This window comes from Cupriavidus sp. H18C1, assembly GCF_049311595.1.
Classification (GTDB): domain Bacteria; phylum Pseudomonadota; class Gammaproteobacteria; order Burkholderiales; family Burkholderiaceae; genus Cupriavidus; species Cupriavidus cauae.
The window spans coordinates 959,773-983,623 of record NZ_CP186008.1; the positions used below are offsets into that span (position 1 = coordinate 959,773).

The following is a 23,851-nucleotide window of genomic DNA, read 5'->3' on the forward strand; positions in this document are numbered from 1 at the left end:
GGCTGGCTCAATCCTGCCGCGGCACCGGGCGGCGCCGCGGCAGGGCTTGCGATCAGCCCAGGGCCGCCACCAGCTCCGGCACCACGGTGTTCAGATCGCCCACCAGGCCGTAGTCGGCGACCGAGAAGATCGGCGCCTCGGCGTCCTTGTTGATCGCGACGATCACCTTGGAGTCCTTCATGCCGGCCAGATGCTGGATCGCGCCCGAGATACCGACGGCGATATACAGCTGCGGCGCGACGATCTTGCCGGTCTGGCCGACCTGGTAGTCGTTCGGCACGAAGCCGGCGTCCACCGCGGCGCGCGAGGCGCCCAGCGCGGCGCCCAGCTTGTCGGCCAGCGGCGTCAGCACCTTGGTGTAGTTCTCGCCCGAGCCGACGCCCCGGCCGCCCGACACGATGATCTTGGCGGCGGTCAGTTCCGGACGATCGCTCTTGGTCACTTCACGCGACACGAATTGCGAGATGCCGGCATCGGCCACGGCAGGCACGGTGTCGACCGAGGCCGAGCCGCCGTCCGCGGCGGCGGGATCGAACGCGGTGCCGCGCACGGTGATCACCTTGATCTTGTCGGAGGACTTGACCGTGGCGATCGCGTTGCCGGCATAGATCGGGCGCTCGAAGGTGTCCGGGCCGTCGACCTTGGTGATGTCCGACAGCTGGGCCACGTCCAGCTTGGCGGCGACGCGCGGCAGCACGTTCTTGCCGTAGGCGGTGGCGGGGGCCAGGATGTGGCTGTAGTCGCTGGCGATCGCCAGCACCTGCTCGGCGACGTTCTCGGCCAGGCCTTCGCCGAAGTACGGCGCATCGGCCAGCAGCACCTTGGCGACGCCGGCGATCTTCGCGGCGGCTTCGGCGGCGGCCTGGGCGTTGGCGCCCGCGATCAGCACGTGGACGTCGCCGCCGCACTGGGCCGCGGCGGTCACGGTGTTCAGGGTCGCGCCCTTGATCGATTGATTGTCGTGTTCAGCAATGACGAGTGCAGTCATGTTCGTATCTCCTGGCGCGCTTAGATGACCTTGGCTTCGTTCTTGAGCTTCTGCACCAGCGTCGCGACGTCCGGCACCATCACACCCGCGCTGCGCTTGGGCGGCTCGACGACCTTCAGCGTCTGCAGACGCGGCGCCACGTCGACGCCCAGGTCTTCCGGCTTCACGGTTTCCAGCGGCTTCTTCTTGGCCTTCATGATGTTCGGCAGCGTGACGTAGCGCGGCTCGTTCAGGCGCAGGTCGGTGGTCACCACCGCCGGCAGCTTGACCGACAGCGTTTCGAGGCCGCCGTCGACTTCGCGGGTCACCGAGGCCTTGCCGTCTGCGATCACGACCTTCGAGGCGAAGGTCGCCTGCGGCAGGCCGGCCAGCGCGGCCACCATCTGGCCGGTCTGGTTGGAGTCGTCGTCGATGGCCTGCTTGCCCAGGATCACCAGCTGCGGCTGCTCCTTGTCGATCAGCGCCTTCAGCAGCTTGGCCACGGCCAGCGGCTGCAGGTCTTCGCTGCTCTCGACGAGGATGCCGCGGTCGGCGCCGATCGCCATCGCGGTGCGCAGCGTTTCCTGGCATTGCGCCACGCCGCAGGAGACCGCCACGACCTCGGTGGCCACGCCGGCTTCCTTCAAGCGGACCGCCTCTTCCACGGCGATCTCGTCGAACGGGTTCATGCTCATCTTCACGTTGGCCAGGTCGACGCCCGAGCCGTCGGACTTCACACGGACCTTGACGTTGTAGTCAACCACGCGCTTGACTGCGACGAGTACTTTCATGCGCTCACTCCACTGATTGTCAGAAATTTGGTTCGCTCGCCATTATAACCACCGGGTCGGCGGCGCCCGGAATTTTCGAACGACCGTACTATTTTATAGGCAAAGAATTGCCGGGCATAGCCCGGCAGGCGATTTCGGTCCATGACTTGGCCAATCACTGAGCCGCTTGTTGACCGGTATTGTGCCGCAGAAAGCCCGCTGCGGCACAGAGGCGACGGCCGGTTTCGAGGTTTTGTTCGATACCCGGCCGCAAGTGCCTGCCCCGGGGCTTACCAGGCCGTGATCACCGACTCCTTGAAGGTCGTGGTGACGTACTGCTTGATCTCCGGCGAGTGGTAGGCCTTGATCAGCTTGGCGACCCACGGCTTGTTCTTGTCGGCCTCGCGCACGGCGATCAGGTTGGCGTACGGACCCTTCGGACCTTCCATCGCGATCGCGTCCTTGGTCGGCGACAGGCCGGCCGATTCGGCGTAGTTGCCGTTGATCGCCGCGGCATCCAGGTCGTCCAGCGAGCGCGGCAGCTGCGCGGCGTCCAGCTCGACGATGCGGATCTTCTTCGGATTCGCGACGATGTCCAGCGGCGTGGCCTTCAGGCCGGCGTCCGCGCGCAGCTTGATCACGCCCTTGCTCTGCAGCAGCAGCAGGCCGCGGCCGCCGTTGGTCGGATCGTTGGGCACGCCGACGCGGGCGCCCTGCTTCAACTGGTCGAGCGACTTGATCTTCTTCGAGTAGACGCCCATCGGGAACGTGACGGTGTAGCCGACGTTGGCGAACTTGTAGCCGCGGTCCTTCATCTGCGCCTCGAGATACGGCAGATGCTGGTAGCTGTTGGCGTCGAGGTCGCCGGCGGCCAGCGCGGCGTTCGGCTGGATGTAGTCGCTGAACTCGACGACCTGGATATTGAGGCCGTCCTTGGCGGCGACCTTCTTGACCTGTTCCATGATCTGGGCGTGCGGACCACCGGTCACGCCGATCTTGATCGGCTTGTCCTGCGCCACCGCCGCGGTGGCGAGGCTGGCACCGAGCGCGGCGCCGATGATCCATTGCAGCAGGCTACGACGTTGCATGTCTGACTTCCTTTGATGCGTTCTGGGTTGAGTCTGCGGATCGAGTCCGAGATAAGGCGAAAAACGATGACGAAAACGAAACGATACCGCCCGGCGCCGGATGGCGCTCAGCGATGGCTGATCCGGCGGACCAGCCAGTCGCCGAAGCTCTGCACGGCCTGCACCAGCACGATCAGGATCAGCACCACCGCCACCATCACCTCGGTGATGTAGCGCTGGTAACCATAGCGGATGCCGAGGTCGCCCAGGCCGCCGCCGCCAATTGCGCCGGCCATCGCCGAATAGCCGACCAGGCTGACGAAGGTGATGGTCAGGCCGGCGACGATGCCGGGCATCGCCTCGGGCAGCAGCACCTTCCAGACGATCTGCCCGGTGCTGGCGCCCATCGATTGGGCCGCCTCCACCAGGCCCTTGTCGACCTCGCGCAGGGCGCTCTCGACCAGCCGCGCGATAAACGGAATCGCCGCTATCGTCAGCGGCACCACGGCCGCCGCGGTGCCGATCGACGAGCCGGCCAGGAAGCGGGTGAACGGAATCACCACCACCAGCAGGATGATGAACGGAATCGAGCGCACCGCGTTGACGACCACGCCGATCAGCCGGTTGAACAAGGGGTGCGACAGCGGGCCGCCCCGGTCCGTCAGATGCAGCACCACGCCGAGGGGCACGCCGAGCAGCGCGCCGATCAAGCCAGAGATGCCGACCATCACCAGGGTCTCGCCCAGCGAGGTCACAAACAGGTCGAACAGCTCAGACCACATGCTCGTACTCCTCCACCACCACGCCCTGCTCCTGCAGGAATGCCATTGCCGCCCGGACGTTGTCGGTCTCGCCGGTGGCCATGATGGCCAGCGAGCCGAAGGCCTGTCCCTGGATCTCGTCGATATGCCCGTGCAGGATGTTGAAGTCCAGCCCGTAGCGGCGGATCGCCTGCGCCAGCACCGGCTGGTCGACGCCCTCGCCGGTGAACGCGAGACGGTAGACATGGTCGCGCCCGTTGCCGAGCCGGCTCTCGACGCGCTTGAGCACGCTCGGCGGCAGCTCCTGCGCGATCACGTCGCCGATCATCGCGCGCGTGACCGCGTGCTGCGGCCGCAGGAAGACATCGATGACCTGCCCCTGCTCGACCACGCAGCCGGCATCGAGCACCGCGACGCGATCGCAGACCTGCTTGATGACCTCCATCTGGTGCGTGATCATCACGATGGTCAGGCCCAGATCGCGGTTGATCTGCTTGAGCAGATCGAGGATGGAACGCGTGGTTTCCGGATCGAGCGCCGAGGTGGCCTCGTCCGACAGCAGCACCTTGGGCTTGCTGGCCAGCGCGCGGGCAATGCCGACGCGCTGCTTCTGCCCGCCGCTGATCTGCGCCGGATAGCGGTCCTTCAGCGCCGACAGCCCGACCAGGTCCAGCAGCGGCAGCACCGTCGCCGCGATCTCGTCGCGGCTCTTGCCGGCGAGCTCCAGCGGCAGCGCCACGTTGTCATAGACGGTGCGCGAGGACAGCAGGTTGAAATGCTGGAAGATCATGCCGATGTCGCGGCGCGCCAGCCGCAGCGCGGACGAGTCCAGCGCGGTCAGTTCCTGTCCGGCGACGATCACGCGGCCGGCGGTCGGACGGTTCAGCAGATTGATGGCGCGCACCAGCGTACTTTTGCCGGCGCCGCTGCGGCCGATGATGCCGAAGATTTCGCCGGCCGCGATGGACAGGCTGACATCCCGCAAAGCGTGCACATCCCCGGTCGCACCGGGGAATCGCTGCGAGAGACCTTGCAGTTCGATCATGAGACAGAGCGAAAAGAAAACGGCAACAGCCGGGACGGGGTCTCCAGCGCTGCTGCCGCATTTATCGTTTTTGGATGTAACGGGCTATTTTAAGCGATCCGCTTCTTACCAGAAACGACTTTTTTGCCGATGTCTTTAGACGAAAAGGGAATAAGGCCCCGTTTTCGAGTGCCGAGATGTCAACTCTGGATCAACTCGAACGCCAGGACGGCGGCCGCTTGTCGATGAACGCCTGCACGCCCTCCAGTGCCGAGTCGTCCATCATGTTGCAGGCCATGGTCTGCCCGGCCAGCTGGTAGGCGGCCTCGACGCCCATTTCGAGCTGGCGGTAAAACAGTCCCTTGCCCGCGGCGATCGCCGCCGCCGGCTTGGCGCAGATGCTGGCCGCCAGCTTCGCCACCTCGCCGTCGAGGTCGGCGGCCGGCACCACCCGGTTGACCAGCCCACGCGCCTGCGCCTCGCGGGCGTCGATCATCTCGCCGGTCAGCAGCATTTCCATCGCGTGCTTGCGATGCAGGTTGCGCGACAGCGCCACGCCGGGCGTCGAGCAGAACAGACCCAGATTGACGCCCGACACCGCAAAGCGCGCGTCGTCGGCCGCCACCGCGAGGTCGCACATCGCCACCAGCTGGCAGCCGGCCGCGGTGGCGATGCCGTGCACGCGCGCGATCACCGGCTGCGGCATGCGCTGGATCGCCATCATCATGCGCGTACAGCGGTCGAACAGGCGGCGATAGTAGTCGTGCGAGGGCTGGGCGCGCATCTCGCGCAGGTCGTGCCCGGCACAGAAGGCGCGGCCCGCGCCGGCCAGCACCACGACCCGTACGGCGGAATCGGCGGCGATGCGGTTCAGCGCCTCGGTCACCGCATCGATCAGCCCCTCGGACAACGCGTTGAAGGCATCGGGACGTTGCAGCGTCAGGCGCAGCACGCCCGGGGCGTCTTCGCTTTGCACCAGCAGCGCACCGGCGGCTTGGGCTTGTTCCGATTCGGCCATGATCGTCTCCTGGTCTGCTGTTGTCCTGCTGCGGTCGCGCTTGCTGGAAGCCGACTTATCGAAACCGGCGTGTTCAAACCGGCTCGTTGAAAACCCGCCCATCGCTGGGCCGGCTCCCCCTAGCGCTCCAGCAGCACCTTCAGATGCGCCAGCACACTGCGTCCCAGCGCGCTGAGGTTGTAGCCGCCCTCGAGGCAGCTGACGATGCGCCCCTGCGCATGCTGCCGCGCCAGCGTCATCAGCTCCGCCGTGATCCACGCATAGTCCTGCTCGACCAGCCCCATCTGGCCCAGGTCGTCCTCGCGATGCGCGTCGAAGCCCGCCGAGATGAACAGCATCTGCGGGCGGAAGGCCTGCAGCCGCGGCATCCAGATCGTCTCGACCACCTCGCGCACCGCCATGCCGTTGGTATAGGCCGGCAGCGGAATATTGGCCATGTTGTTCGCCACGTGCTCGGTGCCGCTGTACGGGTAGAACGGATGCTGGAAGAAGCTGCACATCAGCACGCGCTCGTCGCCGCGGAACGCGGCCTCGGTGCCGTTGCCGTGATGCACGTCGAAGTCGATGATGGCCACGCGTTCGAGCCCGTGCGCGTCGAGCGCATGGCGGGCGGCGATGGCGACGTTGTTGTAGAAGCAGAAGCCCATCGCGCGATCGGGCTCGGCGTGGTGCCCGGGCGGCCGCACGCAGCAGAAGGCGTTCTCCAGCTCGCCGGCGATCACCGCGTCGGTGGCCGCCACCGCGGCGCCCGCGGCATGCGTGGCCGCGGCCAGCGTATGCGTGTTCATCGCGGTATCGGGATCGATCGCATGGTAGCCGCTGGCGGGGCTCGCTTCGTGCAGCCCGTCGACATAGCCGGGCAGATGCACGCGCTCGATCTGCTCGCGGCTGGCCGCGGGCGCCTCGCGGCGGTCCAGCAGGCCGTCGATGCCGTGCGAGATCAGATGGTCTTCGATGGCGGTCAGGCGTTCCGGGCACTCGGGATGGAACTGCCCCATCTCGTGCAGCAGGAATTCGGGATGCGTGTAGTAGCCGGTCGGCATGGGATTCGGCGCGTTTATCGAGGCGTTGTTGGGCGCGTGGCGGGCACTTCGTCGAGTGCGCCGCTGTCTCCATCCCCGTACGTTAGCACAGCGGATGGCCGGGCAATGCGGCGGCCGCCTTCGCCGCCGGCTCGTATCGTCCCGTGATGTTTTGCGCGGGATGCGTCCGCTATACTCGGTCCGACTTGCAAAGGACACCATGACCGAACACACGCGTACCCTGCGCCGCCCTCTGCTGGGCGCCGCGCTCTGCTCCGTGGCGCTTGGCCTGTGCGGCGCCACCCCTTCGCTGCTGGCGGCCGGCAAGCGCCGCGCCAGCTTCCAGGAAGAAGAAATCGATCCCGGCCGCTATCGCAACGGCAGCAACCCGCAGGCGGCCGCCTTCATCGACGAGATGGTCGCCAAGCATGGCTTCTCGCGCGCGACGCTGAACGACTGGTTTGGACAGGCCGTCTACTCGGCCACGGTGGCGCGGCTGATCATGCCGCCGGCCACGCCGGGCCGCAAAAGCTGGCGCGCCTACCGCTCGCGCTTCATCGAACCGATCCGCATCAATGCCGGCGTCCGCTTCTGGCAGCAGCATCGCGACACGCTGCGCCGCGCCGAAAGCGAGTTCGGCGTGCCGGCCTCGGTGATCGTCGGCATCATTGGCGTCGAGACGATCTACGGACGCGACATGGGCACCTTCCGCGTGCTCGACTCGCTGTCGACGCTGGCCTTCGACTATCCCGATACGCCCAACCGCGCCAGCCGCTCGGCGCTGTTCCGCGCGCAGCTGCAGGACTACCTGCTGTGGTGCCGCGAGACCCGTACCGATGTGTTCTCGGTGCTGGGCTCGTACGCCGGCGCGATCGGCATTCCGCAGTTCATGCCGACCAGCCTGCGCGAATACGCGACCGACTACGACCGCGATGGCCATATCGACCTGCGCAACAGCCCGGTCGACGCGATCGGCAGCGTCGGCCGCTTCCTGCAGCTGCACGGATGGGAGGCGGGCCGGCCGGTGGTGTGGCGGCTGGCGCAGGACGAGGGCAGCCGCGGCATCGCGGCGGCGGCGGCCGACGGCGAACCGTGGCCGACGCGCACGCTGAATCAGCTGACGCGCGCCGGGCTGCGGCTGGACGAGCCGATCGACGCGGCGCGCGAAGGCGAGACGGGGGTGCTGGTGGTGGACCTGCCGACGCCCGATGCGCCGACCGAGTACATGCTCGGGCTGCGCAATTTCTATGTGCTGACGCGCTACAACCGCAGCTTCTTCTACGCGCTGGCGGTCTATCAGCTGGGCGAGGCCGTCAAGGCCGCGATGGTGTAGGGACCGATCGGTCCGGCCGGCGCTGCTGTGGTTTCAGCGGGCAGCGCCGGCGTTCATCGCTGGGGTTCATGACGCAGGTTCGTTGACCCGCGTTCATTGCCCCGGATCATTGCCCGGGTTCATGCCCCGGGTTCATTGACCCAGATTCAGGCGGGAAAGACGCCGGTCGACAGATAGCGGTCGCCGCGATCGCAAACAACGAACACGATGGTCGCGTCGCGGACTTCTTCCGCGATCCGCAGCGCGACGCACAGCGCGCCGGCGGCCGAGATGCCGCAGAAGATGCCTTCCTCGCGCGCCATGCGGCGGGCCATGTGTTCGGCGTCGGCCTGGCTGACCGGCTCGGTGCGGTCGATGTAGCGCGCATCGTAGATCTTCGGCATATAGGCTTCCGGCCATTTGCGGATGCCCGGAATGCGCGAGCCTTCGGCCGGTTGCGCGCCGACGATCTGGATCGCCGGGTTCTGTTCCTTCAGATAGCGCGACACACCGGTAATGGTCCCGGTGGTGCCCATCGCCGAGACGAAATGCGTGACGCGGCCTTCGGTGTCGCGCCAGATTTCGGGACCGGTGGTTTCGTAGTGGGACTGCGGATTATCGGGATTGGCGAACTGGTCGAGGATGACGCCCTTGCCGTCGCGCTCCATCGAATCGGCCAGGTCGCGCGCGTATTCCATGCCGCCCTTGACCGGGGTCAGGATGATCTCGGCGCCGTAGGCCGCCATGCTCTGGCGGCGCTCCACGCTCAGATCCTCCGGCATGATCAGCACCATCTTGTAGCCGCGGATGGCGGCGGCCATCGCCAGCGCGATGCCGGTATTGCCGGACGTCGCTTCGATCAGCGTGTCGCCGGGCTTGATGCGGCCGCGCGCTTCGGCGCGCGCGATCATCGACAGCGCGGGCCGGTCCTTGACCGAGCCGGCGGGATTGTTGCCCTCGAGCTTGCCGAGAATCACATTGCCACGCTCGGCGTTGGCGGCTCCGGGAATGCGCTGCAATTGCACCAGCGGCGTATTGCCGATGGTGTCTTCGATCGTCTTGTAGGCCATGATGGGGCGAGTCCAAATGTCGGCGCCCATTGTAATGCAGTCGTCATGACCCTGCCGCCGGCGGGGCGGCGCGCACTGCAGGCACTGCAGGCACTGCAGGCACTGCGAGCACCGCGGGGCGCTGCGAGCACCGGGGGGGCGCTGCAGGCGCTGCCGGCGCTGCGGGCGCTGCGAGGCAGGATCGCCTGCCCCGCCGCCAGTCCATCAAACGCGCGTGCGGCCCTTGCCGAGCAGGTGGTACAGCAGGATCGCGCCGAAGGTGGCGGTGCCGATGCCGCCCAGCGTCATGCCGCCGAAGCGCAGCGTCAGGTCGCCGGCCGCGACCGTCAGCGTGGCGCCGACGGTGATCAGGTTGCGCGAATCGGAGAAATCGACGCGGTTCTCGACCCAGATCCGGCCCGCGGTGGCGGCGATCAGGCCGAACACCACGATGGTCAGGCCGCCGATCACCGGGCCCGGAATGGTCAGGATCAGCGCACCGAACTTGGGCGAGAAGCCCAGCAGGATCGCCACCAGCGCGGCCACCACGAAGATCAGCGTCGAGTAGATCCGCGTCACCGCCATCACGCCCATGTTCTCGGCGTAGGTCGTCACGCCGGTACCGCCGCCGGCGGCCGACAGCATCGTGGCGACGCCGTCGCCGATAAAGGCGCGGCCGATGTACGGGTCCAGGTTGCGGCCGGTCATCACGCCGATCGCCTTGATATGGCCCAGGTTCTCCGCCACCAGCACGATCGCCACCGGCGCGATCAGCAGCATCGCGTTCAGCTCGAACACCGGCGTGGTGAAGGCCGGCATGCCGAACCAGCTGGCGCTGGCGACGCCGGAGAAATCGATCGGCTTGCCCAGGCCGAACGCATTGGCGCACACCCAGTAGGCCAGATAGCCGATCAGCCCGCCGATCAGCACCGGCAGCCGGCCGATCATGCCGGGCGCGCGCACCGCGACCAGCCCGACGGCGACCACGGTCAGCAGGCCGATCCAGGTATCGAGCGCGGCCGCGCTGACCGCCTTGACCGCGACGGGTGCAAGGTTCAGGCCGATCGCCGCGACGATGGCACCGGTCACCACCGGCGGCATCAGCCGTTCGACCCAGCCATAGCCGGCGGCCTGCACCACCAGGCCGATCACGGTGTAGAGCAGGCCGGCGGCAATGATGCCGCCGAGCGCCAGCGGAATATTCGGATTCGGGCCGCTGCCGGCATAGCCGGTGGCCGCGATCACCACGGCGATGAAGGCGAAGCTGGAACCGAGATAGCTCGGCACGCGGCCGCGCACGCACAGGAAGAAGATCAGCGTGCCGATGCCCGAGAACAGGATCGCGATATTGGGATTGAAGCCCATCAGGATCGGCGCGATCGCGGTCGAGCCGAACATCGCCACCACGTGCTGGATGCCGGCCAGCACCGTCTGCCCGGTGGGCAGCCGTTCATCCGGCGCGATCACGCCCTCGGTCTTCAGTGTCCAGCGCGGCAGGAATCCTGCCTCGTCGCCATTCGCCATCGTTCAGCTCCCGTTCTGAGGTGGCCGCTGGCGCGCCGCGCCCGGCCGTTCTTGGTGATATGTCGGTGATGTGTTGTGGTCGGCAGGGCTTGCCACGGCGGCGCGGCGTGCGTCCCCGGTGGCTCCCGGGCCGCGCATCGCGCGCCGCCGCCCCCCTTCCCTCCCCATGGAGAGACGAAGGAGGCGCCCTGCCGCAGCGCCCGCATCATACTCCCTGGTCCGGGGCCTGCGAAGCGCCACGGGGTCCGACTGGCGGCGCCGCGACATTGCCGTGCGGCTCAGGCTTCAGGCATTAGCACGAGCCATACCAGCACAGGCCCGCGGCACAGGTCCGCAGCGCGGGTCGGCAGCACGGGCCGACCGCGACGCCAGGCTGCTCAATGCGCGGCCTTGCTAGCCTTGCCGGAAGCCTTGCCAGCCGGCGGGACCACCGCCGCCGTCGGCGCGGCAGCGGTCTGCTTGCCGCCCTTCGCCGCGGGCAGCGTCCCGCCCCGGCCGATGTTCAGCCCCCTCGCCCTGCAGACGCACCACCGACTTCGGGCCCAGGCCCTTGACCCGCTCGGCCAGATCGTTGGCGTCCTTGAACGCGCCCTGCTTGCCGCGCTCCTCGACGATCCGGCGCGCCATCGCCGGTCCGATTCCCTTGACCGTGGTCAGCGCCGCCTCGTCGGCACTGTTGACGTCGACAGCGGCCAGTGCGCTGCCGGCCAGCGCCATCGACATGCCCAGGCAGCACGCCAGCGCCAGCAAGGTTTGCTTGATCATGAACAGGCTCCTTCTCCGGTGACCGGAGTTCGGCTTCGTTGGCAATGCCCGGACGGGCATGCCGCCCCGCCGTCGCGACGGGGTAGGCCGAGAATAAAAGCCAGGGGGATGGGTGGCGCGCCGTGCAACAAATGTTGACGCGATTGGACCGGAAAGCGCCGCGCCGGTTTGCGGCGATACGACACCGCGCGACAGTCAGCAAGCGGCCGCCGGCCAGGATCGGGCGGCCGCGCGGGCTTCAGCCGCCGCGCTCGAGCAGCCAGCGGCAATAACGCGCCACGCCTTCCTCGACGGTATAGAACGGCGCGGTATAGCCCGCGCCGCGCAGGCGCGACACGTCGGACTGCGTGAAGCACTGGTACTTGCCGCGCAGCGCATCGGGGAACTTGATGTATTCGATCAAGCCTTCCTGCTCCATCTCGTCCAGCGTCAGCGGCGGCTTGCCTTCCGCGCCGCGCAGCGTGTTGACCACGGTGGTGGCGATGTCGTTGAACGGCTGCGCGCGTCCGGTGCCGAGATTGAAGATGCCGGACTTCTCGGGATGGTCCAGGAAGAACAGGTTGACCTTGACCACGTCCTCGACCGAGACGAAGTCGCGGCTGTGCCCGCCGGGGCCATAGCCGCCGTATTCGCCGAACAGCTTGACGGTGCCGTCCGCGCGGAACTGGTTGAAGTTGTGGAAGGCCACCGACGCCATGCGGCCCTTGTGGCCCTCGCGCGGACCGTAGACGTTGAAGTAGCGAAAGCCGACGATCTGCGAGTGCGCGTTCGGCAGCGTGCGCCGCACCAGCTGGTCGAACAGGAACTTCGAGTAGCCGTAGACGTTCAGCGGCTTCTCGTATTCGCGGTCTTCCTTGAAGGTCTGCGAGGCGCCGTAGGTGGCCGCCGACGAGGCATAGAGAAACTGCACGCCCTGCTCCAGGCACGCTTCCATCAGCGCCTTGGTGTAGCGGTAGTTGTTCTCCATCATGTAGCGGCCGTCGGTCTCCATCGTGTCCGAGCAGGCGCCCTCATGGAAGATCGCGCGGACCTTGCCGAATTCGCCGCGCGCGAAGCGGTCCAGGAAGTCGGTCTTGTCCAGGTAGTCGGCGATCTCGCAGTCGACCAGGTTGTGGAACTTGTCGGCACGGGTCAGGTTGTCGACCGCGATGACGTTGTTCTCGCCGCGCTCGTTCAGCCCCTTGACGAGGTTGCTGCCGACGAAACCGGCGGCGCCGGTGACGATGATGGTCATGGTGAATCCAGCAGTGATAGGGGGCGCGTCAGCCTTGCGCCGCGCCGAACAGTTCGGGATAGCTGACCACGGCCGTGCCCAGCTTGCCGACCACGATGCCGCCGGCGCGATTGGCATGCTGCACCGCTTCCTTCAGCGGAATGCCGGCGCCGAGCATGGTGGCCAGCGTCGCGATCACGGTATCGCCGGCGCCCGACACGTCGTAGACCTCGCGCGCCTGCGCGGACACGTGCAGCACTTCGGCCTCGGTGTACAGCGTCATGCCTTCCTCGGAACGCGTCAGCAGCAGCGCTTCGAGCTGCAGCGCGCGGCGCAGGTTCTGCGCGCGGATGGTCAGGTCGGCTTCGGTCTTCCAGGCGCCGACCACATGGCGCATCTCCGCGCGATTCGGCGTGATCAGCGTGGCGCCGCGATAGCGCGAATAGTCGTCGCCCTTGGGGTCGACCAGCACCATCTTGCCGGCGGCGCGGCCGCCTTCGACCATGCGCGAGACATGGGTCAGTCCGCCCTTGCCGTAGTCCGACAGCACCAGCACCTGGTAGTCGCCGATCAGCGCCTGGAAACGGTCCTGCACCGACAGCAGCACCTCGTGCGCCGGCGGGTTCTCGAAGTCGACGCGCAGCAGCTGCTGCTGGTGCGCGACCACGCGCAGCTTGATGGTGGTATTGACGCTGCGGTCGCGGTAGAGAAACGGCTGGACGTGTTCCGCGGTCAGCAGGTTCTCCAGCATGCTGCCGGGTTCGTCGTCGCCGACCACCCCCCAGCATGCCGACCGACGCGCCCAGCGCGGCGGCGTTGCGCGCCACGTTGGCGGCGCCGCCCAGGCGTTCCTCGCTGCGCTTGACCTGCACCACCGGGACCGGAGCCTCCGGCGAAATCCGTTCGACATCGCCGAACCAGTAGCGGTCCAGCATCATGTCGCCCACCACCAGGATGCGCGATTGCTGGATCTGTTCGCGAGAGATCGGGTTCCTGTTCATGAGCTTCCTTTTGGCCGGCGCGCCGCCTGGCGGCCGCACCGGCATGTTGCGTCAGGCCGCCGCCGCCGGCCGGCCGATCGCGTGATATTCGATACCGGCCTCCTGCATCGCGGCCGGCTCATACAGATTGCGCCCGTCGAACACGACCGGCGTCTTCAGCCGCCGCCGGATCTGTGCGAAGTCCGGGCTGCGGAACACCTTCCATTCGGTGACGATCGCCAGCGCGTCGGCGCCGTCGAGCGTTTCCATCTGCGCGTCGCAGAACGTCACGCGCTCGAAGCCGCCCTCGATCTCGGCCAGGTCCTGCGCCAGCGCGCGCCGCGCCTCCTGCATCGCGACCGGATCGTGCACCCGCAGCGACGCGCCGCGCGAGACCAGATCGCGCGCCAGCACTCGCGACGGCGCCTCGCGCATGTCGTCGGTATTCGGCTTGAACGCCAGGCCCCAGATCGCGAAGGTGCGGCCGCTCAGGTCCTCGCCGAAGCGCCGCACGACCTTGTCGCCGAGCACGCGCTTCTGCGCCTCGTTGACCGCCTCGACCGCCTCCAGCACGCGCATCGGCTTGCCGCTCGCGGCGGCCGTGCGCATCAGTGCCTGCACGTCCTTCGGGAAGCACGAGCCGCCGTAGCCGGCGCCGGCATAGAGGAAACTGTAGCCGATCCGCGGATCGGAGCCGATTCCCGGGCGTACCAGCTCGATATCGGCGCCGACCTCGTCGGCCAGGTTGGCCAGCTCGTTCATGAACGAGATCCGCGTCGCCAGCATCGAGTTGGCCGCGTACTTGGTGAACTCGGCCGAGCGCACGTCCATGTAGAAGGTGCGCTCGTGATTGCGGTTGAACGGCGCGTACAGCGCCCGCATGATCGCCTTGGCATGGCGGCCGGCGGCATCGTTGTTGCAGCCGAGCACGATGCGGTCGGGCCGCATGAAGTCCTCGACCGCGGCGCCTTCCTTCAGGAATTCGGGGTTGGAGACCACCGAGAACTGCAGGTCCTCGAGCCCGCGCGCGGCCAGCTCCTCGCGGATCGCGGCGGCCACGCGGTCGCCGGTGCCGACGGGCACGGTCGACTTGTCGACCACGATCTTGAAGCCGGTCATATGCCGGCCGATATTGCGCGCGGCCGCCAGCACATACTGCAGATCGGCCGAGCCGTCCTCGTCGGGCGGCGTGCCGACCGCGATGAACTGCACGTCGGCATGGTCGACCGCGGCGGCGATGTCGGTGGAGAACACCAGCCGTCCCGCCTCGCGGTTGCGCTGGATCAGGTCCTTCAGGCCGGGCTCGTAGATCGGCACGCCGCCGTCGTTGAGCAGCGCGATCTTTTCGTCATCGACGTCGAGGCAGAACACATCGTTGCCGAGCTCGGCGAGACAGGCACCGGTGACCAGGCCGACATAACCGCTGCCGATGATGGTGACTTTCATGAGGACGACTCCGTGAGACGGGGCGGATCAGGCTGGACGCGGACTCAGCCGAGCGCTTCGGTGCGCCGCGGCGCGTAGGATTCCCAGCGGTTGCAGCCGGGGCACTGCCAGTAGAACAGGCGGGCGCGGAAGCCGCACTCCCGGCAGGTGTAGCGCGCCAGATTGCGGGTGCGCAGCTGCAGCAGGTCGCGGATCGCGGCGTCCTCCTGCGCGGTGGCATCGGCCGCAGTGGCGTCGGTGGTGGTGGTGGCGGTGGCCGCGTCCGCGGCGGGCGCGCCATTGCCCTCGGCGACGTCCGCCGTCGCGGGCGCCGGTGCCGCGAGCGCGGCGCGCGCGTCGAAGTAGCGGGTCAGCGCCTGCAGCGACGGCTGGCGGCGCAGCTGCTCGCGCATCAGCGCGGCGGCGGCCGCGGGGCCGGCCAGTTCCAGTTCGGTGCGATAGGCGGTGTCGAGCAGTTCGGCGGCAAGACCCGTCTTCAGCAGGCCGCGCAGCCATTCGAGCGCCTTGCCCTGCTCGCCCAGGTCGCGATACGCCTTGACCACGCGATCGGCCACCAGCGGCAGATAGCTGGCGTCCTGGCGCTCGATGCCGAGCCAGTGGCCCAGCGCCGCGCCGAGATCGCCCGACGCCATGGCAACGTCGCCGAGCAGGATCGGCGCGCGCACGTTCTTCGGATTCTCGCGCAGCGCCTGCTCGAGCCAGCCGATCGCCTCGTCGGGTTGCTTGCGCTGCAGCGCGTCCTGCGCCAGCTCGCAGCAGAACTGCGCGATCTGCACGCTGTAGTCCTGCTGGGTCGCGCTCTGCAGTTCGCGCGCGGCGTCGATGGCCTTGCGCCACTCCTTCTCGACCTCGTACAGCTCCAGCAGCACGCGCTTGGCCGATGCCGCATAGGGACCCGACATCAGCGCACGCAGCGCGTCCTCGGCGCGGTCCAGCAGGCCGGCACGCAGATAGTCCTGGCCCAGTTCGTACAGCGCATGCTCGCGCTCGGTGTCGGGCAGATCGGGACGCGTGGCCAGGTTCTGGTGCACGCGGATCGCGCGCTCGGTCTCGCCGCGGCGGCGGAACAGCGCGCCCAGCGCGAAATGCAGCTCGGTGGTTTCCGGGTCGAGCCGCGCGACCTCGATGAAGGCATCGATGGCCTTGTCCGGCTGCTCGTTGAGCAGGAAGTTCAGGCCCTTGAAATACGAGCGCGGCAAGGCGCCCTGCTCGCTGATCGCCTGCCGCAGGTCGAGGCGGGCCGCCATCCAGCCGAGCCCGAATACGAGCGGAAGGGCGAGCAGCCACCAGGTTTCAAAATTCATTGCTTAGACTTTCGGGCCGATTACGTTGTAAGGCGCCACCGCCTTGGGGGTAGACGCGCCGGCGCCCTCGTCGAGCGGCGTGCGCGCATTGCCGACCGCGCGGCGCAGCCGGGCGATCTCCAGCCGCTGGCGCATCAGGCTGGGCGCCACCGAGATCAGCGCGGCCAGCGCGCCGAGCACGAAGGCGGCGAGCAGGATCAGGATCAGGGGCGCGCGCCAGACCGCATCGAAGAACAGCTGCAGCGACACATCGGCGGTATTGCGCAGGGCGAGCACGAACAGCAGCGCGAACAGGACGATACGGATAATCCAGGCGACAAGTTTCATGCGATTGACGAGGTGTCTGCGGCGGCGTGACGGCCAAATGGCGAAGAAGGCGAAGAAGCGTCCGTGCGGGCGCCGGCTGTCGGGTATCCCGAACGGCAAGCCGGCCGCGGGCGGCGGTTCCCCGGCATTGTAGCGGAATCGATTGGCGCACACGGCGCCATCGGGGCCGACGATGCGGGCAATTTCGGCGTCCTATCGCGGTACGGAAAGGTCACTCAGACCAGCCCGCCGGCACCCCAGTTCCATCCCTCGGCATGCGCCGGGCATAAAAAAAGCGCTCCTTGCGGAGCGCTTTTCGATTTCCTCGCCGCTTCGTTGCCGAAGCGGGCCGGAACTCAGGACTGCGCCAGATTCAGGCCGGAGCCTTCCTGCTGGGCGCCGGTCATCGCGGTGCCCTGTGTCAACGAACCGGTCAACGAACCGGCCAGCGAACCGCGTTCGCCGCCGAGCGGGACATGCCCGTTGGCGGCGGCGCCGCCATTGCCGTTCAACTCCAGCGCGGTGCCATCGACACCGTTGCCGCCGTTGCCATTGACACCGTGGTCGCCGTTACCGCTGCCGTTGCCGGCCGCCGGATTGCGGTCGACCCGCTCACGCAACTCCTTGCCTGCCTTGAAGTGCGGCACCCGTTTCTCGGGCACCAGCACCCGCTCGCCGGACTTGGGATTGCGCCCCACGCGCGGCGGCCGGCGATTCAGGCCGAAGCTGCCGAACCCGCGGATCTCGATGCGATGGCCATCGGCCAGCGCATCGGACATCGCGTCGAGGATCGTTTTCACCGAGATGTCCGCGTCCCGCAGCAGCAACTGCGGAAAGCGGGCAGCCAGCTTTTCGACGAGCTCGGACTTGGTCATGGCATCCGCGCGTGAGTTGGACGGTCGCGATGGACGCGATTACTGGTTGTCCTGGCCCAGCTTGGCCTTCAGCAGCGCGCCCAGGTTGGTCGTGCCAGCCGTGCCGGTGTCGGCCTGGAACTTCTGCATCGCTTCCTGCTGCTCCGCCGAGTCCTTGGCCTTGATCGACACGTTGATGTTGCGCGACTTGCGATCGATGTTGACGATCACCGCGGTCACCTGCTCGCCTTCCTTCAGCACGTTGCGGGCATCTTCGACACGGTCGGCCGAGATTTCCGAGGCGCGCAGATAGCCTTCGACGTCGTCGGCCAGCTGGACCACGGCACCCTTCGGGTCGACGGTCTTGATCGTCGCGGTGACGATCGAGCCCTTGTCATTGGCCGAGATGAAGTTGTTGAACGGATCGCCCGACAGCTGCTTGATGCCCAGCGAGATGCGTTCCTTGTCCACATCGATGCCCAGCACCACGGCCTCGACTTCGTCGCCCTTCTTGTACTTGCGCACGGCCTCTTCGCCCGACTCTTGCCAGGACAGGTCCGACAGGTGCACCAGGCCGTCGATGCCGCCCGGCAGACCGATGAACACGCCGAAGTCGGTGATCGACTTGATCTGGCCGGTCAGCTTGTCGCCCTTCTTGTGGTTGCGGCTGAAGTCGTCCCACGGATTGGCCTTGCACTGCTTCATGCCCAGGCTGATACGACGCTTGTCTTCGTCGATATCCAGCACCATGACTTCGACTTCGTCGCCCAGCTGGACAACCTTGGACGGAGCCACGTTCTTGTTGGTCCAGTCCATTTCCGACACGTGCACCAGGCCTTCGATGCCGGCTTCGATCTCGACGAACGCGCCGTAGTCGGTCAGGTTGGTCACCTTGCCGAACAGGCGGGTGCCTTGCGGGTAGCGGCGCGAGATGCCGACCCACGGATCTTCGCCCAGCTGCTTGACGCCCAGCGAGACGCGGTTCTTTTCCTGGTCGAACTTGAGGATCTTGGCGGTGATTTCCTGGCCAACCGACAGCACTTCGCTCGGATGGCGAACGCGGCGCCATGCCAGGTCGGTGATGTGCAGCAGGCCGTCGATGCCGCCCAGGTCGACGAACGCACCGTAGTCGGTGATGTTCTTGACGATGCCGTTGACGATGGCGCCCTCCTTCAGGGTTTCCATCAGCTTCTGGCGCTCTTCGCCCAGGGTCGCTTCCACCACGGCGCGGCGCGACAGCACCACGTTGTTGCGCTTGCGATCCAGCTTGATGACCTTGAATTCCAGGGTCTTGCCTTCGTACGGCGTGGTGTCCTTGATCGGACGGACATCGACCAGCGAACCCGGCAGGAACGCGCGGATGCCGTTGACCATCACGGTCAGGCCGCCCTTGACCTTGCCGGTCACGGTACCCGAGATGATTTCGCCGTCTTCCAGCGCCTTCTCGAGGTTCAGCCACGATGCCAGGCGCTTGGCCTTGTCGCGGGACAGGATGGTGTCGCCATAGCCGTTCTCGAGCGCGTCGATGGCCACGGAAACGTAGTCGCCGGCCTGCACTTCGAGTTCGCCCTGGTCGTTCAGGAACTCCTCCACCGGGACGAAGGCTTCAGACTTCAGGCCGGCGTTGACGACCACGAAATTGTGGTCGATGCGCACGACTTCGGCCGAAATCACCTCGCCAGCCTTCATATTGGAGCGGGCGACGGATTCCTCGAACAGTGCGGCAAAGGATTCGTTGTTTTGCAGGTCGGACATAAACGTAAGTTAGCAATCCGCAATACCGTGGCCGGCGCGACGATCACGCTCAGTCTGCCAGGGCAGCGGGGTCAGGTTGAACCATGCCGGCGGCCCGTTCCGCGCGCGGACGCGTTCGTTGTCGCGTTCGCGGCGGCCGGCTGCCGGCGCCAGATGGCGCGGCGCGGTCACCCGTGGGTCAGCGGACCCAGCTCGGCGTGCCACGCCAGCACCTGCGCCACCGCCTGATCCACCGTCATGTCGGAGGTATCGAGCAGCCGCGCATCTTCCGCGGGACGGAGCGGTGCGGCGGCACGGGAACGGTCCCGCGCGTCGCGTGCTTCCAAATCACGCAAAAAGGTTTTCGATACTAGCAGAAATTCCCTTATCAATCAATTGTTTATAGCGCCTGCGGGCGCGTGCCTCGACACTTGCGGTCAGGAACACCTTCAGGCGCGCGTCCGGGAAGATCACGGTGCCCATGTCGCGGCCATCGGCCACCAGGCCGGGCAGCTTGCGAAAGCCTCGCTGCAGTGCCGTCAACGCATCGCGGACCGGCTGATGGACCGCCAGCGCCGAGGCCCGGTTGCCGATCGCCTCGGCGCGGATGGCCAGGCTCACCTCCTCGCCCGACAGCCAGACCCTGTCCGGACCGAACTTGACATCGAGGCGGCCCGCCAGGTTTGCAAGGGCCGGCACGTCGGACGCGTCGATGCCGGCGCGTTCGCTGGCCAGCGCCACCAGACGGTACAGCGCCCCGCTGTCGAGCAGATGGAAGCCCAGAGCGTCGGCGACCTTGTGCGCCACGGTTCCCTTGCCGGAGGCCGTTGGCCCGTCGATGGTGACGACTTCAGCGATAGTCATTTCTTATCAAGACAAAAGCAACGATCAATTTCTCGATCTAATTGAGAACCATTATCATTCTTCCATCGGCAGGGAGCGTCGATCCGCAGCTCCCGCAGACCAACGAGGCAATCTACCATGGCAAAAACCCTGTCGTTCGGCATCATGCACCTTGGCATCGCGTTCAGCGTGACCTATGCGCTGACGGGCAGCATTGCCATCAGCGGTGCCGTCACCTTCATCGAACCGGCCGTCAACACGGTGGCCCACTACTTCTTCGACCGTTACTGGGAACAGCGCGAGCGGCGCAAGGCCGCGCAGGCGGACGCACCGGCCGAGGCCCGGCACGGCACCGGGATGGCGATGGCAGCGGCGCAATAAGGCCGCCACCGGCCTCGGCCGCGGCGGCCGCCACGGCAACCCTGGCTGGCTCCTCGATCAAGGCTCAGCGGACCACCTGGCCAAACACGTCGAAATAATCGGGAAACGTCTTCGCCACGCAGCGCGGATCGTTGATGCGGATCGGCAAGGGCCCGAAGGTCGCCAGCGAGAAACACATCGCCATCCGGTGGTCGTCATAGGTGTCGATGCCTTCGGCGGGCGTGCGCCACTGCGCCGGCGGCGCGATGCGCAGATAGTCCTGTCCGGCCTCGATGTCGGCGCCGAGCTTGCGCAGCTCGGCCGCCATCGCATCGATGCGATCGGTCTCCTTGACGCGCCAGCTGCCGATATTGGTCAGCGTGGTGGGACCGTCGGCGAACAGCGCCGCCACCGCCAGCGTCATCGCCGCGTCGGGAATATGGTTGCAGTCCAGCGTGATGCCCGTCAGCCGGCCGTCGTCGCGGTCCACGCCGCGCACCTCGATCCAGTTGGCGCCGGCCATCACGTTGGCACCCATCCGGTTCAGCGCATCGGCGAACTGCACGTCGCCCTGGATGCTGGCCAGCCCTACCCCTTCGACCCGCACCGGACCGCCGCCGATGGCGCCCGCGGCCAGGAAATACGAGGCCGACGACGCGTCGCCCTCGACGAAGATCTCGCCGGGGGAGCGATAGCGCGCCCGCGCCGGCAGCACGAAGCGCGACCAGCCGTCGCGCTGGACCTCGATGCCGAAGCGCGCCAGCAGGTTCAGCGTGATCTCGATATAGGGCTTCGAGATCAGCTCGCCCACCACCTCGATTTCGATGCGGCCGCCCGGGGCGTCGGCCAGCGGCAGCGCCATCAGCAGCGCGGTCAGGAACTGGCTCGACACATCGCCGCGCACGCGGATCGGCCCGTCGATACGGATCGCCGACGGCTGCAGATGCAGCGGCGGATAGCCCTCGTTGCCGAGGTAGTCGATGCGCGCGCCAACCTGGCGCAGGCCATCGACCAGATCGCCGATCGGCCGCTCGTGCATGCGCGGTACGCCGGACAGCCGATAGTCGCCGCCCTGCAGCGCCAGCGCCGCGGTCAGCGGACGGATCGCGGTGCCGGCATTGCCCATGAACAGCTCGGCCGCCTTGACCGGAAACTTGCCGCCGACGCCCGTGACGAGATGATCGTCGCCGTCCTTGCGCCATGCCACGCCCAGCGTCTTCAGCGCGCCGAGCATCACGCGCGTGTCGTCGGAATCGAGCAGGTCGCGCACCCGGGTCTCACCCTCGCTGAGCGCGGCCAGCAGCAGCACGCGGTTGGAGATGCTCTTCGAGCCGGGAAGACGGACCGTGCCGGCGGCACGGGTGAAGGGGCCAAGGGTCAGATGTTCCATGGTCGGGCTGCGGTCGGTAGGGCTTGCAAGGGGCGGCGGGCGATTGCCGGCTTGGCGGGGATCACGACTCGACATCGGCCGCGGCGGCGCGCTCGGCGCCCCACTGCAGCCGGGCCTGGCTGGCGCGCGCGAACACCCGTTCGAGCGCGTCGCCATTGCCGGCCTCGATCTGCGCCTTCAGATGCGCCAGCACCGACTGGTAGGTATTGAGCTCGCGCAGCAGCGCGTCGCGATTGGCCAGGCAGATGTCGCGCCACATCTCGGGCGACGACGCGGCGATCCGCGTGAAGTCGCGAAAGCCGCCGCCCGCGCACGCGAGCTTGAGCGCGGCGTCCTCGGCATTGGCGACCTGCGCGACCAGCGCATAGGACAGCAGATGCGGCAGGTGGCTGACGGCGGCGAATACCGCGTCGTGCTGCACGGCGGACATGATCTCGCAGACACCGCCGGCGGTCTCCCACATCGCGCGCACCGCCGCGACATCGGCACGGCTGTTCTCCTGCAGCGGGCACAGCACCACTTTCTTCCCGTCGTAGAGATCGTCGAGGGCGGCCTCGACGCCGTTGAGCTCGCGCCCCGCGATCGGATGGGCCGGCACGAACTGCGCGACCTTGTCGCCCAGCGCGGTCTTGGCCGCCATGATCACGTCGGACTTGGTGCTGCCCGCATCGGTGACGATGGTGCCCGGCTGCAGATGCGGCTCGAGCGCATGCAGCAGCGCGAAGGTCTGCGCCACCGGCGCGCACAGCACGATCATGCTGGCGCCCTGCGCGGCGTCTTCGAGCGAGGCGGCGCGGTCGATCACGCCAAGCGCCAGGCGCGTTCCAGCGAGGCGGGCGAACGGCCGACGCCGACCACTTCGCCGACGACACCGGCACGCTTCAGGGCTCTGGCCAGGGAACCGCCGATCAGGCCGACGCCGACGATCACGACACGGGAAAAATGCAGGGCACTCACGACAGTACGCCGGGATCGGCGGCGGAAAGGAGGAAAACCGGCATTGTAGCCGGTCGCTGCGCGGCGTCCTTACTGCAGCGCGCGTTCCAGCGCCGCGATAAAGGCCGCGTTCTCCTGCGGCAGCCCGATCGTCACGCGCAGCCACTGCGGCAGCCCGTAGCTGCCGACCGGCCGCACGATCACGCCTTGCTTGAGCAGCGCGAGGTTGACGCGCGCGCCGGCCTCGTTGTCGTCGCCGACGCGAACCAGCACGAAATTGCCGTACGAAGGCACATATTCGAGGCCGAGCCGATCGAAGGCCGCCACCAGCTGCGCCTTGCCCTCGCGATTGAGCGTCGCGCTCTTGCGCAGGAAGGCCTCGTCGCCGAGCGCCGCCACCGCGGCCGCCTGCGCCAGGCTGTTGACGTTGAACGGCTGGCGGATGCGGTTCAGCAGATCGGTCAGCGCAGGCTGCGCGACCGCATAGCCGACCCGCAGCCCGGCCAGGCCATAGGCCTTCGAGAACGTGCGTGAGACCATCAGGTTCGGATACCTGCGCACCCACTGCACCGACTCGTACTGGTCCTCGGGGTCCAGGTACTCGTTGTAGGCCTCGTCGAGCACCACCACCACGTCGGCCGGCACCTTGGCGAGGAACGCCTCGATCTGCGCCGCAGGCAGGAAGGTCCCGGTCGGATTGTTCGGGTTGGCGATGAAGATGAGGCGGGTATCGGGCGCGATCGCCGCCGCCATCGCGTCGAGATCGTGGCCATAGTCGCGCGCCGGCACCTCGATCGCACGGGCGCCGATTTCCTGCGTCGCCAGCGCGTAGACCGCGAACGAGTACTGCGCGTAGACGATCGATTCGCCCGGCTTGACCAGTGCATGCGCGGCCAGCTCGAGGATGTCGTTGCTGCCGTTGCCCAGCGTCAGCCAGTCTGCCGCCACGTCGTAGCGAGCCGACAGCGCGGCCTTCAGCTCGAAGCCGTTGGAATCCGGATAGCGGCCCAGCTCGGCCACCGCGGCCGCCATCGCGGCCTTGGCCGACTCCGGCATGCCGAGCGGGTTCTCGTTGGAGGCCAGCTTGACGATGCTGGCCTCATCCAGGCCGAATTCGCGCGCGACCTCGGCGATCGGCCGGCCCGCGACGTAAGGGGAAATCGCCCGCACATATTCCGGACCGAACTGCCTGCCCTGCTCTGCCAT

21 protein-coding genes and 3 pseudogenes are annotated in these 23,851 nt (G+C 67.4%); 3 read left to right on the forward strand and 21 right to left on the reverse strand.

Translation table 11 applies throughout. The features are described 5' to 3' along the window. Window positions 1-52 precede the first annotated feature (52 nt). The 7 genes from OJJOAM_RS04510 to OJJOAM_RS04540 form a co-directional block, all read right to left on the reverse strand. Window positions 53-988, reverse strand: coding sequence for an electron transfer flavoprotein subunit alpha/FixB family protein (locus OJJOAM_RS04510; protein ID WP_422648991.1), 936 nt, complete (start codon window positions 986-988; stop codon window positions 53-55). 20 nt (window positions 989-1,008) lie between these two features. Continuing rightward, the gene (locus OJJOAM_RS04515) at window positions 1,009-1,758 is read right to left on the reverse strand and encodes an electron transfer flavoprotein subunit beta/FixA family protein (RefSeq protein WP_053821326.1); all 750 of its coding nucleotides are present in this window, start codon (window positions 1,756-1,758) and stop codon (window positions 1,009-1,011) included. A 269-nt stretch (window positions 1,759-2,027) separates the two neighbouring features. Continuing rightward, window positions 2,028-2,825 (reverse strand): MetQ/NlpA family ABC transporter substrate-binding protein, encoded by a 798-nt coding sequence (locus tag OJJOAM_RS04520; protein WP_422648992.1) that lies wholly within the window; start codon window positions 2,823-2,825, stop codon window positions 2,028-2,030. 107 nt (window positions 2,826-2,932) lie between these two features. Further along, complete coding sequence (locus tag OJJOAM_RS04525; protein ID WP_422648993.1) at window positions 2,933-3,586, reverse strand: methionine ABC transporter permease; 654 nt, start codon at window positions 3,584-3,586, stop codon at window positions 2,933-2,935. Beyond that, entirely contained in the window at window positions 3,576-4,610 is a 1,035-nt protein-coding gene (locus tag OJJOAM_RS04530; RefSeq protein ID WP_422648994.1) for a methionine ABC transporter ATP-binding protein, read from the reverse strand. The genes OJJOAM_RS04525 and OJJOAM_RS04530 overlap by 11 nt, the downstream gene beginning before the upstream one ends. Before the next feature lie 190 nt (window positions 4,611-4,800). After that, on the reverse strand, window positions 4,801-5,607 hold the full coding sequence (locus tag OJJOAM_RS04535) for an enoyl-CoA hydratase (RefSeq protein ID WP_422648995.1): 807 nt from the start codon (window positions 5,605-5,607) through the stop codon (window positions 4,801-4,803). 119 nt (window positions 5,608-5,726) lie between these two features. Next, window positions 5,727-6,650, reverse strand: a complete 924-nt coding sequence (locus tag OJJOAM_RS04540) for a histone deacetylase family protein (protein ID WP_422648996.1) — start codon at window positions 6,648-6,650, stop codon at window positions 5,727-5,729. A 199-nt stretch (window positions 6,651-6,849) separates the two neighbouring features. Here OJJOAM_RS04540 and mltB point away from each other — a divergent pair, with 199 nt between their 5' ends. Beyond that, a complete protein-coding gene (mltB, locus tag OJJOAM_RS04545; protein WP_422648997.1) occupies window positions 6,850-7,962 on the forward strand; it encodes a lytic murein transglycosylase B in 1,113 nt (370 codons plus the stop codon). 146 nt (window positions 7,963-8,108) lie between these two features. Here the strand turns inward: mltB and cysM are convergent, their stop codons facing one another. From cysM to rfaE1, 5 genes and pseudogenes are all read right to left on the reverse strand, one after another. Beyond that, window positions 8,109-9,011, reverse strand: a complete 903-nt coding sequence (cysM, locus tag OJJOAM_RS04550; protein ID WP_422648998.1) for a cysteine synthase CysM — start codon at window positions 9,009-9,011, stop codon at window positions 8,109-8,111. 204 nt (window positions 9,012-9,215) lie between these two features. Continuing rightward, window positions 9,216-10,514 carry a solute carrier family 23 protein gene (locus tag OJJOAM_RS04555; RefSeq protein WP_422648999.1) on the reverse strand — a complete coding sequence of 433 codons (1,299 nt, stop codon included), beginning with the start codon at window positions 10,512-10,514 and terminating at the stop codon, window positions 9,216-9,218. Window positions 10,515-10,907: 393 nt separating this feature from the next. After that, window positions 10,908-11,279 (reverse strand): ComEA family DNA-binding protein, encoded by a 372-nt coding sequence (locus OJJOAM_RS04560; protein WP_422649000.1) that lies wholly within the window; start codon window positions 11,277-11,279, stop codon window positions 10,908-10,910. Between the two features lie 238 nt (window positions 11,280-11,517). Next, entirely contained in the window at window positions 11,518-12,513 is a 996-nt protein-coding gene (gene rfaD / locus OJJOAM_RS04565) for an ADP-glyceromanno-heptose 6-epimerase (protein ID WP_422649001.1), read from the reverse strand. A 28-nt stretch (window positions 12,514-12,541) separates the two neighbouring features. Beyond that, window positions 12,542-13,493, reverse strand: a pseudogene (gene rfaE1 / locus OJJOAM_RS04570) (D-glycero-beta-D-manno-heptose-7-phosphate kinase). Between rfaE1 and OJJOAM_RS04575 the strand changes: the two are divergent. Beyond that, the gene (locus OJJOAM_RS04575) at window positions 13,429-13,578 is read left to right on the forward strand and encodes a hypothetical protein (protein ID WP_422649649.1); all 150 of its coding nucleotides are present in this window, start codon (window positions 13,429-13,431) and stop codon (window positions 13,576-13,578) included. The pseudogene rfaE1 and the gene OJJOAM_RS04575 overlap by 65 nt on opposite strands. Here the strand turns inward: OJJOAM_RS04575 and OJJOAM_RS04580 are convergent. The 6 genes and pseudogenes from OJJOAM_RS04580 to cmk form a co-directional block, all read right to left on the reverse strand. Next, window positions 13,545-14,918, reverse strand: coding sequence for a UDP-glucose dehydrogenase family protein (locus OJJOAM_RS04580; protein WP_422649002.1), 1,374 nt, complete (start codon window positions 14,916-14,918; stop codon window positions 13,545-13,547). The genes OJJOAM_RS04575 and OJJOAM_RS04580 overlap by 34 nt on opposite strands. A gap of 44 nt (window positions 14,919-14,962) precedes the next feature. Further along, window positions 14,963-16,222, reverse strand: a complete 1,260-nt coding sequence (gene lapB / locus OJJOAM_RS04585) for a lipopolysaccharide assembly protein LapB (RefSeq protein WP_422649003.1) — start codon at window positions 16,220-16,222, stop codon at window positions 14,963-14,965. Window positions 16,223-16,225: 3 nt separating this feature from the next. Continuing rightward, window positions 16,226-16,549 carry a LapA family protein gene (locus OJJOAM_RS04590; protein ID WP_422649004.1) on the reverse strand — a complete coding sequence of 108 codons (324 nt, stop codon included), beginning with the start codon at window positions 16,547-16,549 and terminating at the stop codon, window positions 16,226-16,228. 335 nt (window positions 16,550-16,884) lie between these two features. Then, complete coding sequence (locus tag OJJOAM_RS04595) at window positions 16,885-17,403, reverse strand: integration host factor subunit beta (protein ID WP_422649005.1); 519 nt, start codon at window positions 17,401-17,403, stop codon at window positions 16,885-16,887. 39 nt (window positions 17,404-17,442) lie between these two features. Continuing rightward, on the reverse strand, window positions 17,443-19,137 hold the full coding sequence (gene rpsA / locus OJJOAM_RS04600) for a 30S ribosomal protein S1 (protein ID WP_174107434.1): 1,695 nt from the start codon (window positions 19,135-19,137) through the stop codon (window positions 17,443-17,445). A 167-nt stretch (window positions 19,138-19,304) separates the two neighbouring features. Continuing rightward, a pseudogene (cmk, locus tag OJJOAM_RS04605) lies at window positions 19,305-19,980 on the reverse strand ((d)CMP kinase). A 117-nt stretch (window positions 19,981-20,097) separates the two neighbouring features. Here cmk and OJJOAM_RS04610 point away from each other — a divergent pair. After that, on the forward strand, window positions 20,098-20,340 hold the full coding sequence (locus tag OJJOAM_RS04610; protein WP_422649006.1) for a DUF2061 domain-containing protein: 243 nt from the start codon (window positions 20,098-20,100) through the stop codon (window positions 20,338-20,340). Between the two features lie 64 nt (window positions 20,341-20,404). Here the strand turns inward: OJJOAM_RS04610 and aroA are convergent, their stop codons facing one another. From aroA to hisC, 3 genes and pseudogenes are all read right to left on the reverse strand, one after another. Further along, a complete protein-coding gene (aroA, locus tag OJJOAM_RS04615; protein WP_422649007.1) occupies window positions 20,405-21,709 on the reverse strand; it encodes a 3-phosphoshikimate 1-carboxyvinyltransferase in 1,305 nt (434 codons plus the stop codon). Between the two features lie 61 nt (window positions 21,710-21,770). Continuing rightward, window positions 21,771-22,666 (reverse strand): annotated as a pseudogene (locus OJJOAM_RS04620) (prephenate dehydrogenase). A gap of 69 nt (window positions 22,667-22,735) precedes the next feature. After that, entirely contained in the window at window positions 22,736-23,851 is a 1,116-nt protein-coding gene (gene hisC / locus OJJOAM_RS04625) for a histidinol-phosphate transaminase (protein WP_422649008.1), read from the reverse strand.

Bases quoted from the DNA above. Each gene is read 5' to 3' on its own strand.
- OJJOAM_RS04510 (WP_422648991.1), bottom strand. From the start codon at position 988: ATGACTGCACTCGTCATTGCTGAACACGACAATCAATCGATCAAGGGC.
- OJJOAM_RS04515 (WP_053821326.1), bottom strand. From the start codon at position 1,758: ATGAAAGTACTCGTCGCAGTCAAGCGCGTGGTTGACTACAACGTCAAG.
- OJJOAM_RS04520 (WP_422648992.1), bottom strand. From the start codon at position 2,825: ATGCAACGTCGTAGCCTGCTGCAATGGATCATCGGCGCCGCGCTCGGT.
- OJJOAM_RS04525 (WP_422648993.1), bottom strand. From the start codon at position 3,586: ATGTGGTCTGAGCTGTTCGACCTGTTTGTGACCTCGCTGGGCGAGACC.
- OJJOAM_RS04530 (WP_422648994.1), bottom strand. From the start codon at position 4,610: ATGATCGAACTGCAAGGTCTCTCGCAGCGATTCCCCGGTGCGACCGGG.
- OJJOAM_RS04535 (WP_422648995.1), bottom strand. From the start codon at position 5,607: ATGGCCGAATCGGAACAAGCCCAAGCCGCCGGTGCGCTGCTGGTGCAA.
- OJJOAM_RS04540 (WP_422648996.1), bottom strand. From the start codon at position 6,650: ATGCCGACCGGCTACTACACGCATCCCGAATTCCTGCTGCACGAGATG.
- mltB (WP_422648997.1), top strand. From the start codon at position 6,850: ATGACCGAACACACGCGTACCCTGCGCCGCCCTCTGCTGGGCGCCGCG.
- cysM (WP_422648998.1), bottom strand. From the start codon at position 9,011: ATGGCCTACAAGACGATCGAAGACACCATCGGCAATACGCCGCTGGTG.
- OJJOAM_RS04555 (WP_422648999.1), bottom strand. From the start codon at position 10,514: ATGGCGAATGGCGACGAGGCAGGATTCCTGCCGCGCTGGACACTGAAG.
- OJJOAM_RS04560 (WP_422649000.1), bottom strand. From the start codon at position 11,279: ATGATCAAGCAAACCTTGCTGGCGCTGGCGTGCTGCCTGGGCATGTCG.
- rfaD (WP_422649001.1), bottom strand. From the start codon at position 12,513: ATGACCATCATCGTCACCGGCGCCGCCGGTTTCGTCGGCAGCAACCTC.
- OJJOAM_RS04575 (WP_422649649.1), top strand. From the start codon at position 13,429: ATGTCGCCCACCACCAGGATGCGCGATTGCTGGATCTGTTCGCGAGAG.
- OJJOAM_RS04580 (WP_422649002.1), bottom strand. From the start codon at position 14,918: ATGAAAGTCACCATCATCGGCAGCGGTTATGTCGGCCTGGTCACCGGT.
- lapB (WP_422649003.1), bottom strand. From the start codon at position 16,222: ATGAATTTTGAAACCTGGTGGCTGCTCGCCCTTCCGCTCGTATTCGGG.
- OJJOAM_RS04590 (WP_422649004.1), bottom strand. From the start codon at position 16,549: ATGAAACTTGTCGCCTGGATTATCCGTATCGTCCTGTTCGCGCTGCTG.
- OJJOAM_RS04595 (WP_422649005.1), bottom strand. From the start codon at position 17,403: ATGACCAAGTCCGAGCTCGTCGAAAAGCTGGCTGCCCGCTTTCCGCAG.
- rpsA (WP_174107434.1), bottom strand. From the start codon at position 19,137: ATGTCCGACCTGCAAAACAACGAATCCTTTGCCGCACTGTTCGAGGAA.
- OJJOAM_RS04610 (WP_422649006.1), top strand. From the start codon at position 20,098: ATGGCAAAAACCCTGTCGTTCGGCATCATGCACCTTGGCATCGCGTTC.
- aroA (WP_422649007.1), bottom strand. From the start codon at position 21,709: ATGGAACATCTGACCCTTGGCCCCTTCACCCGTGCCGCCGGCACGGTC.
- hisC (WP_422649008.1), bottom strand. From the start codon at position 23,851: ATGGCAGAGCAGGGCAGGCAGTTCGGTCCGGAATATGTGCGGGCGATT.